At 59.0% G+C, this 16,077-nt stretch carries 12 protein-coding genes; 9 read left to right on the top strand and 3 right to left on the bottom strand.

Annotated elements, in window-relative coordinates:
* Nucleotides 1-19: 19 nt before the first annotated feature.
* On the bottom strand, nt 20-961 hold the full coding sequence (locus tag H567_RS0102645) for a DnaJ C-terminal domain-containing protein (protein ID WP_028320205.1): 942 nt from the start codon (nt 959-961) through the stop codon (nt 20-22).
* A gap of 263 nt (nt 962-1,224) precedes the next feature.
* On the opposite strand from H567_RS0102645, the gene H567_RS27715 reads away from it, so the two are divergent.
* Nucleotides 1,225-2,640 (top strand): ferredoxin reductase family protein, encoded by a 1,416-nt coding sequence (locus tag H567_RS27715; protein WP_161626550.1) that lies wholly within the window; start codon nt 1,225-1,227, stop codon nt 2,638-2,640.
* Nucleotides 2,641-2,820: 180 nt separating this feature from the next.
* On the opposite strand, the gene H567_RS0102655 is transcribed toward H567_RS27715, so the two are convergent.
* Nucleotides 2,821-3,864 (bottom strand): GNAT family N-acetyltransferase, encoded by a 1,044-nt coding sequence (locus tag H567_RS0102655; protein WP_028320206.1) that lies wholly within the window; start codon nt 3,862-3,864, stop codon nt 2,821-2,823.
* Between the two features lie 455 nt (nt 3,865-4,319).
* On the opposite strand from H567_RS0102655, the gene H567_RS0102660 reads away from it, so the two are divergent.
* The 5 genes from H567_RS0102660 (at nt 4,320) to H567_RS0102690 (ending at nt 11,839) form a co-directional block, all read left to right on the top strand.
* The gene (locus tag H567_RS0102660; RefSeq protein WP_028320207.1) at nt 4,320-5,603 is read left to right on the top strand and encodes a metallophosphoesterase; all 1,284 of its coding nucleotides are present in this window, start codon (nt 4,320-4,322) and stop codon (nt 5,601-5,603) included.
* Nucleotides 5,604-5,725: 122 nt separating this feature from the next.
* Nucleotides 5,726-6,895 carry a tocopherol cyclase family protein gene (locus tag H567_RS26840; protein WP_028320208.1) on the top strand — a complete coding sequence of 390 codons (1,170 nt, stop codon included), beginning with the start codon at nt 5,726-5,728 and terminating at the stop codon, nt 6,893-6,895.
* 327 nt (nt 6,896-7,222) lie between these two features.
* Nucleotides 7,223-9,988 (top strand): formate dehydrogenase subunit alpha, encoded by a 2,766-nt coding sequence (gene fdhF / locus H567_RS27720; protein ID WP_084516789.1) that lies wholly within the window; start codon nt 7,223-7,225, stop codon nt 9,986-9,988.
* 312 nt (nt 9,989-10,300) lie between these two features.
* Nucleotides 10,301-11,020: an FmdE family protein gene (locus tag H567_RS22730; protein ID WP_084516844.1), complete on the top strand. Its 720-nt coding sequence runs from the start codon at nt 10,301-10,303 to the stop codon at nt 11,018-11,020.
* A 27-nt stretch (nt 11,021-11,047) separates the two neighbouring features.
* Complete coding sequence (locus H567_RS0102690) at nt 11,048-11,839, top strand: sugar phosphate isomerase/epimerase family protein (protein ID WP_028320211.1); 792 nt, start codon at nt 11,048-11,050, stop codon at nt 11,837-11,839.
* 27 nt (nt 11,840-11,866) lie between these two features.
* Here H567_RS0102690 and H567_RS0102695 read toward each other — a convergent pair whose 3' ends face one another.
* The gene (locus H567_RS0102695) at nt 11,867-12,229 is read right to left on the bottom strand and encodes a hypothetical protein (protein ID WP_028320212.1); all 363 of its coding nucleotides are present in this window, start codon (nt 12,227-12,229) and stop codon (nt 11,867-11,869) included.
* Here H567_RS0102695 and H567_RS0102700 point away from each other — a divergent pair.
* The 3 genes from H567_RS0102700 (at nt 12,217) to H567_RS22735 (ending at nt 15,867) form a co-directional block, all read left to right on the top strand.
* Nucleotides 12,217-12,735 carry a hypothetical protein gene (locus H567_RS0102700; protein WP_153306024.1) on the top strand — a complete coding sequence of 173 codons (519 nt, stop codon included), beginning with the start codon at nt 12,217-12,219 and terminating at the stop codon, nt 12,733-12,735. The genes H567_RS0102695 and H567_RS0102700 overlap by 13 nt on opposite strands.
* Nucleotides 12,736-13,105: 370 nt before the next feature.
* Nucleotides 13,106-14,557, top strand: coding sequence for a cardiolipin synthase (cls, locus tag H567_RS0102705; protein ID WP_208598314.1), 1,452 nt, complete (start codon nt 13,106-13,108; stop codon nt 14,555-14,557).
* Nucleotides 14,558-14,688: 131 nt separating this feature from the next.
* A complete protein-coding gene (locus H567_RS22735; protein ID WP_051184421.1) occupies nt 14,689-15,867 on the top strand; it encodes a metallophosphoesterase in 1,179 nt (392 codons plus the stop codon).
* Nucleotides 15,868-16,077 lie beyond the last annotated feature (210 nt).

Genomic DNA, 16,077 nt, shown 5'->3' on the forward strand with positions numbered 1-16,077 from the left:
GACGACTCTCCTCCCTATGTTACAGCCCTGCTTCGGCCAGGGAATGCACCAGCGCCGCCTGCTCCTCGTTCAGGTCCTTAGGCACGGCAATCTGGATTTCCACGTAGGCGTCCCCGCGTTCCCCGCCGTTCATCTGGGGCAGGCCGTATCCCTTCAATCGTAGTTTCGTGTTTCCCTGGGTGCCGGGTGAGATCTTCAGCTTCAGATCCTTGCCGTCGATCGTCGGCACCTGGACCTCGGTGCCGAGGACCGCGTCGGAAAAGGAGATGTTTTGCCGGACAAACAGATCGTGGCCTTCTTTCCGAAAAAGGGGATGTTGCAGGGCCTTGATCTGGACGTAAAGGTCTCCAGGCGCCCCTCCGTTGGGTGACGCATGTCCCTTGCCGGCGAGCCGAAGTTTTTTCCCCTCGGAGATTCCGGCCGGGATCTTGACCGATACGCTTTCCGGGTTTCCCTGAAGCGTGTAGGAAATGATTTTTGTGGTGCCTTGCGCGAGTTCTTCGAGGGTCAAAGGCAACTCATAGATCACATCCTGCCCTTTCCTGGGGCCGGCCGCCCGTCCACACCGGCCGCCGAAGTCGCTCCCGCCCTGAAAATGGAAGCCTCTGCCTCCCGTGCCACCGAACAGGTGGCTGAAAACGGAATCCCCTCGGCCGCTCCCTCCCGCGAATCCGAATTCCCTGAAGATGTCCCCGAAATCGAAGTTCCGGAAGATATCCTCCTGACTGTAACGATTGCCGAATCCTTCTGCTCCGAAAGTATCGTACTGGCGGCGCTTTTCGGGGTCACTCAGGACCGCGTAGGCCTCGCTGATGTCTTTGAATTTGGCCTCCGCCGCCTGGTCTCCGCCGTTGTGATCCGGATGGTATTTCATGGCCAGTTTACGGTAGGCCTTCTTGATTTCTTCCTGGGAGGCGCTTTTGGATACACCCAGAATCTTGTAATAGTCTTTGCCGGACATAGACATCCCTGTCGACTGGATTTTAGCGATACGAAGAGCAATCCCATATTAGTCACCATCCCGCCAAAGTCAAGGCGGCGCGGAAGGGGTGTTGCGCAAAAAGCGGGTGTTGCATCTTGTTGGAAATGCTGGCACGATGAGCAGCAGCTGTCAGACCGCGGTCGATTCTGTTGCAGGTCGCACTTTCTGTGCGCAACGATGCGTGAAGTGCACCCGCGGTCGGTTGCGCCATGAGCGGAGCGGGCCGGGGGAAGGGGGAAAAGGTGAAGGATGTAAAGGAAGATCGGAAAGGTATCAAAACGCCGGCTGGACGCAAGCTGGAGCGGATCGGCATTTTGGCCTTGGGCTTTTTGCCCCCGGCGGTCTTTGCCGGCGCATGGGTTTGGCACCGGTGGGACGGGCTCCTGGACGACTGGGCCACTTTGTGGGGCGCCTTGGGAAATCTCTTTGCCTTGTCGGGGCTGTCTTTGGCGGTGGTGATGGTCTGTCTGGGGGCGCGCCCCCGGTGGATCGAACGGCGCTTCGGACTCGACAGGATGCTCAGGCTGCATCAGGTGATGGGGCCTCTGGTGGTGGGGCTCCTGATGCTCCATGCCTTTCTTCGGACCCTGAAGGCGTCGCTTGTCTCCGAAGGGGGCTGGCGCTGGGATTTCCTGACCACTCTGAGCTACGCAAACTGGACCGAAACGGCCTTGTCCGGTGCCCGGATCGCACTGGCGACGGTTATTGTGACCTCCGCACTCGCCAAGCTGGGACGGTATTTTTTCCCCTTTCATCTCTGGAAGATTCCGCACCTGTTTCTTTACGCCGCCTTGGCGCTCGGTTTCACCCACAGCATCATCGTGGGCGATGATATGCTTCAATTCCCCTATGTTCTCGTGTGGGCGGGCCTGCTGATCTTTTTCCTGTGGACTGCGGTTCAACGTTTCCTCTATGTCAGGACACGTGGGCAGCTCTACAGGGGCGTCCTGGTGGAGGCCGTGCCTGAAACCCATGATACGAAGACCCTTCGGGTGAGGCCGAAATCCGCAGCCGGGCTTCTAAAGGATCGCCGGCCGGGCCAGTTCGCCGTCATCCGCTACAAGCGGATCCACGGATACAGCCAGCCTCGCCCGTTTACCATCTCTGCGCCGCCGGCCTCGGACGACCTCACCTTTACCATCAAACAGACCGGACGTTTCACCCGGAAGCTCCACAAACTGCGCGAGGGGACGGGCATTCTCTGTGAGGGTCCTTACGGGGTGTTCGTGCCGGATCTGGAACGGGAGCGGAATCTCGTTCTGATCGCAGGGGGGGTTGGAATCACCCCGTTTCTGAGCATGCTCCGGCACATTCAGCAGCAGAAGCTGGGTAACCGGGTGACTCTGATCTGGGCCAACAAGACGCGGAAAGATTGCATCGCGGGTGATGAGCTGACCGGGATGGCCGCCCAGGGCCTTCTCAAACTGGTCCACGTCTTCAGCCGCGAGGCCCGGGTGAAGGATGCCCCCGGGCAGGGCGCCGGATATCTTGAAAACGGCCACATCGACCGCGGCATCCTCAAGAAATACGTCGATCCTGCAGGCGCGTCCTATTACCTCTGCGGCCCACCGGCGATGCAGGACTTCGTCCTTCGAGAATTGAAGACGGGCCTTGGCGTGCAGCCAAAGCAGGTCAAGCGGGAGCTCTTCTTCTGGTAAGCGGCATCCGGCAGGCGCATGGGGCCGATGAACGCTGCCGCCTCCCGTTCGACTCGGCTGAATGGCATCCGGCAGGCGCATGGGGCCGATACTTTCCTGGAGGACGTATGATTTCTCTATGCCAAGGCATCGAAAGACGAAGCAAAAGGGAGGCTTGTCCCGGAGGTGCTGCAGGCTTTTTCAGCTACGCCCGGCCTCGATGCTGCGCTCCCAGTCCGCCCGGATCCGCCTGAGAATCTCTGCATAGTGGTCGTCGAGAACCTGAATCTCCTCCCAATTCGGGCGCTTCAGGATCTTCTGCATCAAAAGCCCGTCGCTGTCGAACCAGCGGGGAAGGGGGCCGCCGAGAAAATATCCGCGATCTCTAAGGATTTCAACCGCCTGTCCGGACCATGGGCAGGCCAGGTTCACCCAGATCTGGTTGACATGGATGCTCCGTCCCCGCAGCTCCTTTTCCAGGCGATCCAACGTGGGGGCGAAATCTTCCCCCACCTCGTGAACCGCCACTCTTGCGACCTGGGCGAAATCGAAGATTTGCGGCCTGATTTCGGAAACCGAGCGCGCCGGGATGCCCTGTTCGGAGATGCGGAAGTCGCGGCTGTCGTCGAGCCCTTGATACAAGAAATCGAGTTCATCCCGGTAGACCGCCGGGAGATAGACCGTATGGGGCCTCGGGCGGAATGTCCGGAATACGAGGAATGCCGCAACCCGGCCGGCCCGGCCGTCCTGCTCCTGGTGGATCGAAGGCGGGATGAGGTCGACCTCCAGCGCCCGCGGCGGAAAGCCGGCTTTATCTGTCAATTTCTGACTGAAAAGGTGATTGCAGACGGGCTCGCAAAAAACGGCATTCAGATGGGGAAACTGCCTGGCGACCTCGATGCCGTGATCCACCATGCGGGTGAAGATCCCTTTTCCGCCCCGATAAGCTTGATGCACGACGCCGGCGCCTGATTCATAGGTTCCGGGATGGGCCGCGCTGTTGAAAAGGGCGTTATGTCCGACGACTTCCCCCCCGGGGGTCTTGGCGACGCTGGATATGACCCGGTGCGCCGCATTTTCGGCAATGAGCATAGCGGGTTCCACATAGGTCCTGACGGCGTACCCTTCGCCGTAAACCGATCGAAAGAGGCGTGAAACCCCTTCGGCATCTTCCGGTTGAAACAGGAACACGTCCCAGTCCTGTCCAGGTTCGATATCCCATGCATCGTTGCTGTCGGTGCTCATCCCATCCTCCTTGATCGAGCGGTTGGACGCCGAGGGCTGTTTCAAGGTCGAAAATGCGATTCGGCTGCGGATTCCTTAAACCGGATCTGCCTGAGTCGCTTTGGTTCGAGTGGGCCTCTTTATGCGCCTCGCCGGGGAAAAACCATAGTTGTTTGGCTGCGGATGGCAGGAGGATGGTTTCGATAGACCCGCCGGAGCGCAGGATCTTATAAGATAAGCGTCTGATAATGTCAAGCCGTCGAACCGGCGCGGCCTGCTCACGCGCGAGATCGGCCGGGCGCAGAGGCCTGGCGACCTTCGAAAGGGCCCTCGTATTTTCGGCAGGAGAACACGCTGTGAAAGGTTGCCTTTTGGAAAACAAAATGCAAGGTTTATAGGGATGGCCGGTAAAGGCCGGTTTGCCTGATTTGACAATTCATGAGGAGCGTTTTTGTCCCGCCGGGAGGAACATGACGATGAAGCGACGTGATTTCCTGAAGAGCATGGTCGTGGGGGGGACGGCGGCCGCACTGGCAGGCGGGGGCGGCGTTGCATCCGCCTTCTGGCCTTCGTCCAAGGTCCGCGTTGCCGGAAAGACCACGCTGGTTTTCATCAGTGATCTCCATTTGAACGTCGATGCGCCCTATGCCTGGTTTTCCAAACACGCCCCGCTCTTGGTGCAGTTTTTCGAGGATTTGAATGACCGGGAAGATGTATCCGAACTGGTGATCTTGGGTGATATGCTCGACGACTGGGTTTCACCTGTGGAAGGACCTCCCCGCAGCCTTGCCGATGTCCTCGAGGACAACTACGCGAATGGTGTGGTGCCAGCCCTGCAGGCGCTTTGTCTGAATCCGGCCCTCGATGTTGTCTATGTGACGGGCAACCACGACCTGCTCTCATATGACCCGGACAACAAGACCCTCATCGGCGGGGTTTTTCCAGGAATGAGGATCGAGTCGGATGCACCCGGGCTGGGCGCTTACACCCGCGACCAGGTGATCTGGGCCGAGCACGGCCACCGCTATTCCCTCTTCAACGCCCCGGACATCTGGAGCCGGCCGGACGGTCACCTGCCCTTGGGATACTTTATCTCCAGACTGGCTGCCTCCGAATCCTTCGGTACGGGGAGACGCGTCACCACGCCCGAGCTGCTCCGGCGGTTCTTAAAAGCGCCTGGTCATGCGCTCGAAAGCATGCAAGAGCACTCGATCCGTGCGGGTTTTCGCCAGCAGGAAAGCGGTCCGATCGACGACGCCTTCATCCAGGCGCTCTATACGGGGATCTACCGGTTGATGGGATACCGGGCCTGGGACCGGTACCGTATGGAAGGGGTGGACGGATTTTCGAGAGACCCTCTGGTAGCGGCTGTCAAATGGATTTACGGCGGCATTTTCAGCGGCTGGCCTTCACGTCAAAACATCATCAGCAGCGATGAGGCCGTCATGAGCGATCTTTACCTGAATCACGTGGCCCGGCTCCTGTTCGAGATGCCCGACTCCATCAAGGATTTGTATCCCTTCGCTCCGAGGATCATCCTGTTCGGGCATACCCACCGGGCTGCCTTCGAATACCGTGCCGGAGAATTCGACACCCTTTACATCAACACCGGCACATGGATCGATTCGCAGCCCATTACCTGGGTCGAGGTGGAGATTCAAGATGCCGACCCGGGATTTAGATCGTACACCGCGTCTTTGTGGTTTCAGGGAGAGACGTCCCCGAGGCATTCGGGCACGTTGCATGCGGCGTATGCCTGAGAGAGGAACAGCCGGAAACGGACACGCAGGTGAAGAGGAAACACCCTATGAATACGGCTTGCTGTCGATGGCGCTCCTTGACTGATTTCAAATTTCTTGCAGCCTGCGCGGGATGGCGGTTGATGCATCGGGTGTTGGCCTCGCTCTTGGCTTTTTCATTCCTGTCCGTGTCGGCACAGGGTTTAGAGGCCTCGGAATGGCACCCTCCCTTGGCTGCGGATGAGACCGGGTCCTTTCAGGGTTGGTATACGCGCGTCGTGGAGCGGGGCGGGCTGTCTTCGCTCGCTGTCATCGGAGCGACGCAGGTTGTCGGCGAATGCATCGGGCGACCGGCGGAGGGTCCAGGATATCTGGCTGTCATCATCCAGGATGAGGATGGTACGCGGATTTTTGAGGCTTACCCCCCGAAATCCGGGTTTTGGTCTCTCCGGGAGAGGGTCCTCGAGGATCCATTGAGCGAGGAGTGGGCAGCATTCGAGTGGCAGGCGGAGGGTTTCGGGGTTATTTCCAACAAGTGGATCGACATACGCATCCCTGAACGGGTTGAGGTGCAGGTTGCTCTGGATGGTGAACGTTTGCCATGGAATCGGTGTTTGCCTTGGGCCGGGCCTGAAGGCTGGGTGGAATTCGTGCGGTTCGTGCCGTTGCACTGGTTGGTGTACACCCTTGGGACCCCGGCGGATTACCATTGTTCCGTCTGGGACGGAGAGGTTCGGCAAGACATGTCGGGAACGGGTTATGCCCATCAGGAATCCAATTGGGGCGAAATTTTTCCACCAGCCTGGGTTTGGGCCCAGGGCATCGGTCCGGACAACCATTGCCGCTTCGCTGTTGCCGGCGGGAAGGTGATGATCGAGGGGCGGCCCTTGAAGGCTTGGTTTCTGGCCTACCAGTCCGAGTTTCTTTCATGGGAGTTCAGTTCTGCCAGGCCGGGGGTCCTATTCAGTGCATTTATCCGGCCGGAAGCCGGCAGGTTCCGAATCACGGCCCAGGATCGGATGAGAAGGCTTGTGCTGAACGCGGTCGCTCCCCGGGAAAGCTTCGTCACGGTGTCGGTGCCGACCTGGTCTGGTTTTGAACCTGGGGGGATCGAATCGTTTTCGGCCTCCATAAAGGTGCAGGCCTACCGGCGAACTCCGAGAGGGTTCCGTCTTGTCGATGGGCAACAGTTCCGGAACGCGGCCCTTGAATTCGGCGATGTTGGAGACCCCCAAACAGAGGGCGGTTCTCCTGAAGATCCTGTTTCTCCCTTCCCGGAGGCTGCTTCCGAGGTCCTCGAGCGCGATCGCTAGGGCGTGATGCGTCTGATCCCTTGCGTTGCATCCCCGTCGAATCCACAGACGACTTTCTCCGGCTGAGGCAGGCGGCTGCTCGAGGGGCACGAGGCACAGGGCCTTCTCGAACGGAAGAGCGGCCGCGGTATTCCGATTCAGGAGCAGGACGATTTTTTTGATATCACGCGAAAAACGTGGCTTGACAGATATATCGTTTTTGACATATATCAGCGCTGATATATGTTGCTGCTGACCGGATCCTTTTCCAGGCAGCGAAGGGTCTCTCCGGCTGAGGGGGCTCATCGTCCGCATTTCCGCTGACAGGTATCGAATTGGAGGCGTTTCATGGTTTCGGAATTTCTTACATTGAACGGCAAAGAGGTCCCTTTCAAGCCGGGGGCGACCATCCTCGAAGTCGCGAGGGAAAACGGCGTGGAGATCCCGACGCTGTGCTATCTCGAGGAGACCACGCCGACCGGGGCATGCCGGATCTGCCTGGTGGAGGTGGAGGGGGCTCCCGCCCTTGTGACGGCCTGTTCGACCCCGGCAGCGCCGGGCATGGTTGTCAGGACCCATACGCCGCGCGTGATCGAGGCGCGGCGTCTCAATATCGAGCTCCTGTTGTCTTCCGGGAACCACAACTGTCTGGTCCTGGACCAACCGTTGGACAACTGGACCGACTTTCAGCTGCAGGCCATGGAGCCAAATGAACATAAAGACTTGTGCCCCGCCTATGGAAACTGCCGGCTGCAGGAGTTGGCGATCGAGTACCGTGCACGACCCGGCGCCTTCGAACCTCCCGAAAATCCCTATCCGATCGAGACAGTAAACCCTTTGATTATAAGGGATTTTTCCCGTTGCATCCTGTGCGGCCGGTGCGTTGCGGCCTGTAACGAGCTCGTCGTGAACCGCGCCATCAGCTTCGGTTACCGGGGTGCGGCTACCAAGATCGTCACAAAAGGCGACCGGCCTTACCACCAAAGCGATTGCGTCTTCTGCGGACAGTGTGTGCAGGTGTGTCCGACCGGTGCTCTTGTGGAGAAAAAGTCCCTGGGACTCGGGCTTCCGCTGGAGCAGACCAAGGTCCGGACGACCTGTCCCTATTGCGGTGTCGGGTGCCAGCTGTGGCTGCATGTGAAGGATGGCCGCATCCTCAAGGTGACGGCTGTCGAGGAGGGCGCGCCCAACAAGGGACGCCTGTGCGTCAAGGGGCGTTTCGGGTACGATTTCATCTACTCGGAGGACCGGTTGAAGACGCCGCTGATCCGGGAAGGAGACCGGTTCAGGGAGGCCGGCTGGGACGAGGCCCTGGATCTGGTGGCCGGGAAATTCAAGCAGATCATCGCTGAGAGCGGTCCGGACGCCATTGCCGGGGTCAGCTGCGCGCGCAGCATCAACGAAGATTCCTATCAGATGCAGAAACTCTTTCGCGCAGTGATCGGCACCAACAATATCGACCACTGCGCGCGGACCTGACACGCCCCGACCGTCGCCGGGCTGGCGACATCCTTCGGATCGGGCGCTATGACCAACTCCTTCGAAGAGTTCAAGCGTGCGAAGTGTTTCCTCGTCATCGGATCCAACATGAACGAGGCCCATCCCGTGGCCGCCACCTTCGTCAAGAACGCGGTGAACCGGGGGGCCAAGCTGATCGTCGTGGACCCGCGCAGGCACTCCCTGGTGGATTTTGCAGACCTCCACGTCCCCATCCGCGTCGGCACGGACATCGCGTTTCTGAACAGCCTCATGCATGTCCTCATACGGGACGAACGTTACGACAAGGCCTTTGTCCAAGGCTGCTGCGTGGGTTTCGAGGTCCTCAAGGAAAAGGTCCGGGAATATCCTCCCTCGCGCGCTGCGGAGATCTGCGGGGTTCCGGAGGGCATGATCGAAGAGACCGCCCGCATGCTATCCGAAGTCAAGCCCGCCATGCTCTGCTACACCCTCGGGATCACCGAGCACACCTGCGGCAAAAACAACGTCATGAGCTGCGCCAATCTCCAGATGCTGCTCGGAAACCTCGGGAAGGAGTGTGCGGGCGTGAACCCCCTGCGCGGGCAGAACAACGTCCAGGGGGCTTGCGACATGGGAGCGCTGCCCAATGTGTTCCCCGGCTACCAGAAGGTGGTCGACCTCGCGGCGCGGTCCAAGTTCGAAAAGGCCTGGGGCGTCCGGAAGCTCCCGGAAAAGGTCGGCCTGATGATCCCGCAAATGATGGACGGGCTGGTCGACAAGTCGGTGCGGGCCTTTTACATCTTCGGTGAAAATCTGGCCAACACGGAGCCGGACATCCGCCACGTCGAGCATTGTCTGGCCTCGGCGGAATTCCTGGTCTGCCAGGATATCTTCCCCACCGAGACCACGCGCTTCGCCCATGTGGTTTTCCCGGCCGCGGCGTGGAGTGAAGACGACGGGACCTTCACGAACAGCGAGCGTCGTGTGAGCCGCGTGCGCACGGTGAGTACGCCTCCCGGAATAGCGCGCCCCAACTGGTGGATCTTCCGCGAACTGGCGAAGCGCATGGGGCAGGAATGGGCGTCCGAGGGCGGCCGGGACCTGTGGGACAACGAGATCTCGCAGCTTGCTCCGTCTCTTGCGGGGATCAAATACGACCGGATCGAGCAGGACGGATTGCAGTGGCCGTGCCCGGACATCTCTCACGCCGGCACCTGTTTTCTGCATCGCGACGGGCAGTTTACCTGCGGCCTGGGGCAATTCATGCCGGTCGATTGGACGCCGCCCGCGGAGATCCCTGACGAGGACTACCCGTTCGTGCTCAGCACGGGCAGGCGCCTCTACCATTACCATACCCGCACCCAGACCGGACGCTCAGTCGGGCTGAACGACCTCCTCGGAGAGGAGACGGCCGACATCTCCCCCATCGACGCGGAGCGGCTCGGTGTGCGGCATGGAGACACGGTCCGTGTCCGATCGCGGCGGGGTCAGGTCCATGTCAAGGCCAAGGTCACCGACCAGGTGCCTCAGGGGCTTGTCTGGATGGCGTTTCATTTTCGGGACGGTTGCGCCAATTGGCTCACGAACCCGGTCTACGACCCCGAAACGCTCACTGCGGAGTACAAGGCCTGTGCCGTCCAGGTCGAGAAGATTTGAGCCGGCAGGGAAGGCAAAGGTGCACGGCATATTGCGCCCTCCAGGCGTGCAGCAAAGATTCCTTCCTGCAACCGTTTTCCACTGCGGTGGATGAGAAGAAGTGCATGGGGCGCGGGGCGTGCCTCAGGCGCTGCCCCGCCGAAGCTCGTCGGCGAACCGGTTCCGCCGCCGATCCCGGAGGAGAAGAGAAAAATCGTCAGAAAAGGCAAAAAGCTGACCGTTGGCCGATCTTTTCCCTGCCGCCCCGGGATTGAATCGGATAACCGCAAGAGAAGAGATTGCCATTGACCTCAACATATGGGAGTATTTCTCATGAATATCGGTTCCTACGCCTACGATGAATATCTCGAGGCGGTTCGCCGGTTCCATGGAACGGTCGCCCCGGGTGTCGTGCTGGGTGGTTTCATGGTCGACTTGGCGCTCGACAACCTCCCCGAAGGGGAATTTTTCGACGCCCTTTGTGAGACCCGTGCCTGCCTGCCGGATGCGATCCAGTTGCTGACGCCGTGCACGACGGGCAACGGATGGCTCAAGGTGATCGACCTGGGCCGCTATGCGCTGGTCCTTTATGACAAATCAAGCGGCAGAGGGGTGCGCGTCTATGTCGATGCGTCCAAAATGGAGGGCTGGCCGGGATTGAAAAGCTGGTACTTCAAGCTTAAACCGAAGAAACAGCAGGACTCCGTCCGCCTTCTGGAGGAGATCAAGACCGCCGGAGCCGGTGTCTGCAGCCTACAGGCCGTGCAGCTCGATCCGGAGTTTATCAAGGTGCGGCGCCGCAAGGGTTTCAAGATCTGCATGGTCTGCGGAGAGGCCTACCCTGTCACAGACGGCTCGATCTGTCGAGGGTGCCAGGGCGAGGCGCCCTATGTGGCTATGGAGGCATCCCTGCTCGCTCAAATGCCATGCGGTTTGAAGACGCCGCTGGCAGTGTTTTCAAAGACCCTCCCGCATGCCGGGGGTTGCTTTGAGGCTGTTGCCGCGCGCCGGGCGGCCTCTTTCCGGAGTGATAGGGCGGGGTCCCTTCCGTGAATGCTCAAGCCTTGGAATGAAAAGCCAATGGTCCCAGTACTCGGCATTACGACGCAAATTGTCCAGGAGGCCAAATGGTATAAACACATTGCCGGGCTGGGATTCGACGCCGTCGAGATCAATCGGCGGAACTCCAAACTGCATTTCAATCTCTATTTCCTGGAAAAGGTCAAGCGGTACCTGGAGGGGTTCGAATTGAGCATCCACTCCGGTACGGCCGGCATTTTCCAGCCCTACCCATCTTTCACCAAGGCCAACCTGGCTGTATTGAGCGCGGAACTCGATGTGTGCCGTTTTCTTGAGGCGCCGCAGCTTGTGTTCCATTTGAACGATGGGATTCTATCTCGAGAGGACAAGCGGCGCCTCAAAGAAGTCCTTTTGTATGCTACGGATCTTGGCGTGGACATGCTGTACGAATCGAACAGCACCCTGGTCGCCGATTATGCGTACGACATCCTTGAAAGCTTTCCGGAACTCGGATATGTGCTTGATCTCGGGCATCTCAACAACGGCTGCGGACGCGGCGAACTCGGCTGCGAGATCGACGTTTTCCTGCGTGAAGTGAGAAGCAGGGTGGTCTATGTGCATGCCAGCAACAATTCGGGTCAACACGACGAGCACAACGGCCTCGAAGAAGGGACGCTCGATTGGCGTCATGTCTTGGATATGCTCGATTTTTCGATCATCATGAAGATCATCCTGGAGGTCAGATCCCTGGAGATGGTGGAGACCTCCCGGGCGGCCCTCATGCATTATCTAAAACTAAAATTGGGGTCGGACCAAGATAACATGTTGACAATGCTTAATTATCGTGGTTAAACAGCGCATTTTCCGTGCTTAAACGCTTCATTTCGGTGTCAAAAAGAGGGGTTTAGCCGGCAAGATGGCGTTCCAGGAAAGAATTGACGATTCCGCTTTCTTCTGGAACACTTTCCAGACCCTATAAGCGTGGTCCCTTTCGCGCGTGGTTCCTGTTCTGTCTGGTTTCCGTCCGGAAATGGCCTTTTTGCTCAATCTCGGCGTCGATCCGCGCGCGTGCTTGTACAGTGCGAAATCCGTACGCCTCAGTGCAATCATTCGATTCCCTTTATATTTGCAAAAAATCCTCCTTTCTGGATTGGAAACCGGGTCATACAGGAAAATCATTTCCGGATGGTTACGAACGATGAAAATCGAATAGGAAAGAGCACCGGCATATGCCAGATTCATTGAAAAGAAAAGAAATCCTCAAGGAATTCAAGGAATTTTTTGCATTTCTACAAAATTTGTGGGGGATTCTTGCGGGAATTTCTGTATTCTTTCCTCTTTCCAACACCATGATGAAAGTGATACCGATTGGTCAATTCTATGATGAACCCCCCGGATCGGGTGCATTCCAGTATTTGTCTTCTGAACTGGTCACTTCGATTACGACACTGATCACGGTGTTTGTCGTGTTTTCGGCTTTCAGCAGACGCCATAGGTACCAGGTTCAGGAATATCAGACAATCAGACGTCAAGCCTGGGTTTCTTTCCTGGCAGGGATTGCCTCGCTCGTCGCCTATTTGGTGGCAAATTTCGGGTTATACGAACTGATCTATGGACCTTTGGAAATATGGGGTGGAGACCCTCGGCGGTTGATCGGTGATGTTTTCCTTCTGTTTACATATGCGATTTTTTTTGCCTTGATCACACGGGCCTTTATGCTTTTGGGAATGGCGGAATTCTACAGGTGAATCTATAAACGTTTGCGGGAAGGTTGTTTCCTCCTGGATAAGCGCGACGATCCCCAGTGGCTTGAAGAAGGGATCTGATCACTTCAAAGGACGCTTTCTTTAAGACGGTAGAACTCTCTTGAGCGTTGCTGATGCCTTATCTTGCGGAAGGTGCTTATGAATAATAAGGATCGCTGGCAAGACAGCATCGGAATGAATAAGCCGCTCGTTTTCTTTGGGTGTGCACCCATCTTGCTGAAATTCCTGTCTCCGCACCCACGACCCGGCCACCCGAACTTAGGGCCACGGTCCGTGTTCCGGCTTGAATCGATCCAGCATTCCTTTTAGGAAGGGTGGAGAATCCACAGGCTTTAATCTCGAGGGCTGTAGCTTGAATCCACACATGGTTTCCACTGTCGTTCTGGTGGTTCACTGGGTCGTCATTGTGATCCTGTCGATCCGTGTGGTCATGCGTCGGCCGCCTGTGGGTGTTGCGATGGCCTGGCTGGTGGTGGTGTTCAGTGTGCCATTCGCAGGCGCGGCAGTCTATTTGCTCTTCGGCGAAAAGCGGCTTGGCCGGAGCCGTGCCGTGCGGATTCAGAGTGGTGTCCCCAGGCTGACCCGGTGGCAGGCGTCCCTCGGGGCGCAAGCGGTAACGGTGCCTTTGCCAATCGGTCCTCCGGGCGAACCGCTTCGACGCCACGCCGAGCGCCTCCAGGGTTTCCCCGCCCTGCCGGGGAATGAAACGCTGCTCCTCAGTGATTTCGAGTCGGTCTTCGACCATATGATCCGCGACATCGGCGCGGCGGAGCAAACGGTTCATCTTTGCTTCTACATTTGGGAGGAGAAAGGCCGCACAGGAGAGATCGTGGACGCCCTGACCCGCGCGGCCCAGCGTGGGGTGCAGTGCCGGGCGATCGCGGATGCGCTCGGAAGCAAAACATTTCTCAAAGGGCTTCAGGCCGGGAGGCTGCGTCGTGCAGGCGTCGACCTCAGGGCTGCCTGGCCGACCGGACTCGCACGTGCGCTTGCCACGCGCACCGACCTGCGCAATCATCGGAAGATCGCCGTGATCGACGGGCGGGTGGCCTACACGGGCAGCCAGAACCTGGTCGACCCCCGCTTCTTCAAACAAAAGGCGGGTGTCGGGGAATGGGTGGACGCCATGGTGCGTATTAAAGGGCCGGCCGCTGCCTCACTCGACGGTGTATTCCTTTTCGATTGGTCGGTCGAAACGGGCGCCACCTTCGAGCCGCCGACGGTGTGGACAGCATCGGGATCGGCCATGCCGGGCGGTTCGGTGGTGCAGGTCGTGCCTTCCGGTCCGGACCTCCAGGCGGAGTCGATTCACCAAGTGCTGCTCAAGGCCATCTATGGCGCCGAGTGCGAACTCGTCATGACCACGCCTTATTTCGTCCCCGACGATGCGCTGCTGACAGCGCTCACGACGGCCGCGCTCTGCGGTGTGGCGGTGACCCTGATCATTCCGGCCCGGAACGATTCACTGCTCGTCCGCCACGCAAGTGCAGCCCACTTCGACGATCTGATGTCGGCAGGGGTTCGGATCGCGCTTTTCAACGGCGGACTCCTCCACACCAAGAGTCTCACCATCGACGGGGCGGTCAGCGTCTTCGGGTCGGTCAATCTCGACATGCGCAGCTTCTGGCTGGATTCGGAGATCTCCCTCCTGGTGTACGACCGCGATTTCACCGGTCGTCTCCGTGATCTTCAGGAACGCTACCTTCGGGACTCCGAGCGGCTGGACCCGGATGTCTGGAACTCCCGCCCCTCCCGGCGCCGTTTTGTAGACAACGCCTGCAGGCTGCTGGGCCCCCTGCTCTGAAACGCGTGAGGCCTTGCACTGGTCGTCTTCATCGCTGTGGAAGAGCCGCAGCGCCTTACAGTCTTCCCGGAATGTCCGACACCAGATTCACCCTGGAATAGGAGGGTCCTATTTTCATCTTCGGAATAGGTTTGATCACGGTCATAACGCTGCTCCAAATCTACGTTTTTGTTCGCCTGGATTCATTGACCGTGTTCAATCGACGCATGAAGCGCTCAGGGTTGATCGGCGTCGGTGTTGCGTGCTGGATCGTTTTTTTTCTGGGCCGCATCTATAGGGGGCATGGGGCCGGCGTAGTGTCCGATACGCTCCAGGTGGTCGGAATGCAGTGGGTGGGATGCGTTTTTCTCGCTGCGGTCGGCTTCTTCATCGCCGATCTGGTTTCCGGGTTCGGACTGCTGTTCAGGAGGTCGCTGAACCGCTTACGCTTGATGGGTGCGGTCTTCGGGGTGATGTCGATCACCCTTGGGCATGTGCAGGGCCTGCGGCCTCCGATCGTCGAGACCTATGAAGTGGCCGTTGACGCCCTGCCCGACACCCTGGATGGTCTGACTATCGCGGCCCTGGCCGATCTGCATGTCGGTGAGGCGCTGCTGGGGTCCAGCTGGTTGAGCGCCCGCATCGATCAGGCCTTGGACCTCCGGCCGGATGTGATCGTTCTGGTCGGGGACTTGTTCGAGCGCAGGGTCGACCCGGGGGAGATGGTGCCGGTGATGCAGCGGCTTTCGGCGCCGTTGGGCGTGTGGGCTGTGCGGGGAAACCACGATGCGGTGCGCCCCAATCGCCGGGATGTCACCGGCGAGATCCTTGCGGGCGCCGGAATCCGGCTCCTCGCCAACGAGTGGGCGCAGCCGGCGGACGGTCTGGTGCTTGCGGGGGTCGATGATTTGACAGTTGCCCGACGGCGCCCAGGGGAGGGGGAGGTCAACCTGGATCGAGCATTGCGGGGCAGGCCGGAGGGGGCGACCATCCTCCTTTCGCACACGCCCTGGCTGACCGGTCGTGCAGCGGAGGCGGGCGTGGATCTCATGCTTTCAGGTCATACCCATAACGGCCAGATATGGCCGTTCAAGTACCTGGTGCGGGTCCTCTACCCCCGGGTCGAGGGGAGATACGATCGCGAAGGAATGGATTTGATCGTTTCCCGCGGCACCGGGACCTGGGGACCGCGGATGCGGCTGTGGGTGCCCGGTGAAATCAGCCGCGTCATCCTCCGCCAAAAAGGGCCTTGGAATGCCGATGGTTCTGTACCCAATCATGGGGCCACTGCATGTAGCCTGAAAAATGGACATGGCACGGCCGGGAGTTGAATTCGGGCCCAATAGTGGCGGATGCGTCTATCCGACTGAGTCGTGCATGTCTGACTTGGTCATCGGGTCGATCATTTTCGGGGTTGCCGTCCGCTGAGGCATCAAGATCACCGTGGAAACGGTAGGGGCATGGCAATCTTCGACGGGAGCCTGAGATAGGAGATGGGAAGAGATCTTTCACGGGGTACGAATCTCTGAAGGGCATGGAAG

The organism is Desulfatiglans anilini DSM 4660, assembly GCF_000422285.1.
Classification (GTDB): domain Bacteria; phylum Desulfobacterota; class DSM-4660; order Desulfatiglandales; family Desulfatiglandaceae; genus Desulfatiglans; species Desulfatiglans anilini.

What these genes read in the sequence shown, in the direction of transcription:
- H567_RS0102695 (WP_028320212.1), bottom strand. Translation starts at nt 12,229, where the DNA reads ATGAATCTGGCATATGCCGGTGCTCTTTCCTATTCGATTTTCATCGTT.
- H567_RS0102660 (WP_028320207.1), top strand. Translation starts at nt 4,320, where the DNA reads ATGAAGCGACGTGATTTCCTGAAGAGCATGGTCGTGGGGGGGACGGCG.
- H567_RS0102655 (WP_028320206.1), bottom strand. Translation starts at nt 3,864, where the DNA reads ATGAGCACCGACAGCAACGATGCATGGGATATCGAACCTGGACAGGAC.
- H567_RS0102645 (WP_028320205.1), bottom strand. Translation starts at nt 961, where the DNA reads ATGTCCGGCAAAGACTATTACAAGATTCTGGGTGTATCCAAAAGCGCC.
- H567_RS26840 (WP_028320208.1), top strand. Translation starts at nt 5,726, where the DNA reads ATGCATCGGGTGTTGGCCTCGCTCTTGGCTTTTTCATTCCTGTCCGTG.
- H567_RS0102690 (WP_028320211.1), top strand. Translation starts at nt 11,048, where the DNA reads ATGGTCCCAGTACTCGGCATTACGACGCAAATTGTCCAGGAGGCCAAA.
- H567_RS0102700 (WP_153306024.1), top strand. Translation starts at nt 12,217, where the DNA reads ATGCCAGATTCATTGAAAAGAAAAGAAATCCTCAAGGAATTCAAGGAA.
- H567_RS22730 (WP_084516844.1), top strand. Translation starts at nt 10,301, where the DNA reads ATGAATATCGGTTCCTACGCCTACGATGAATATCTCGAGGCGGTTCGC.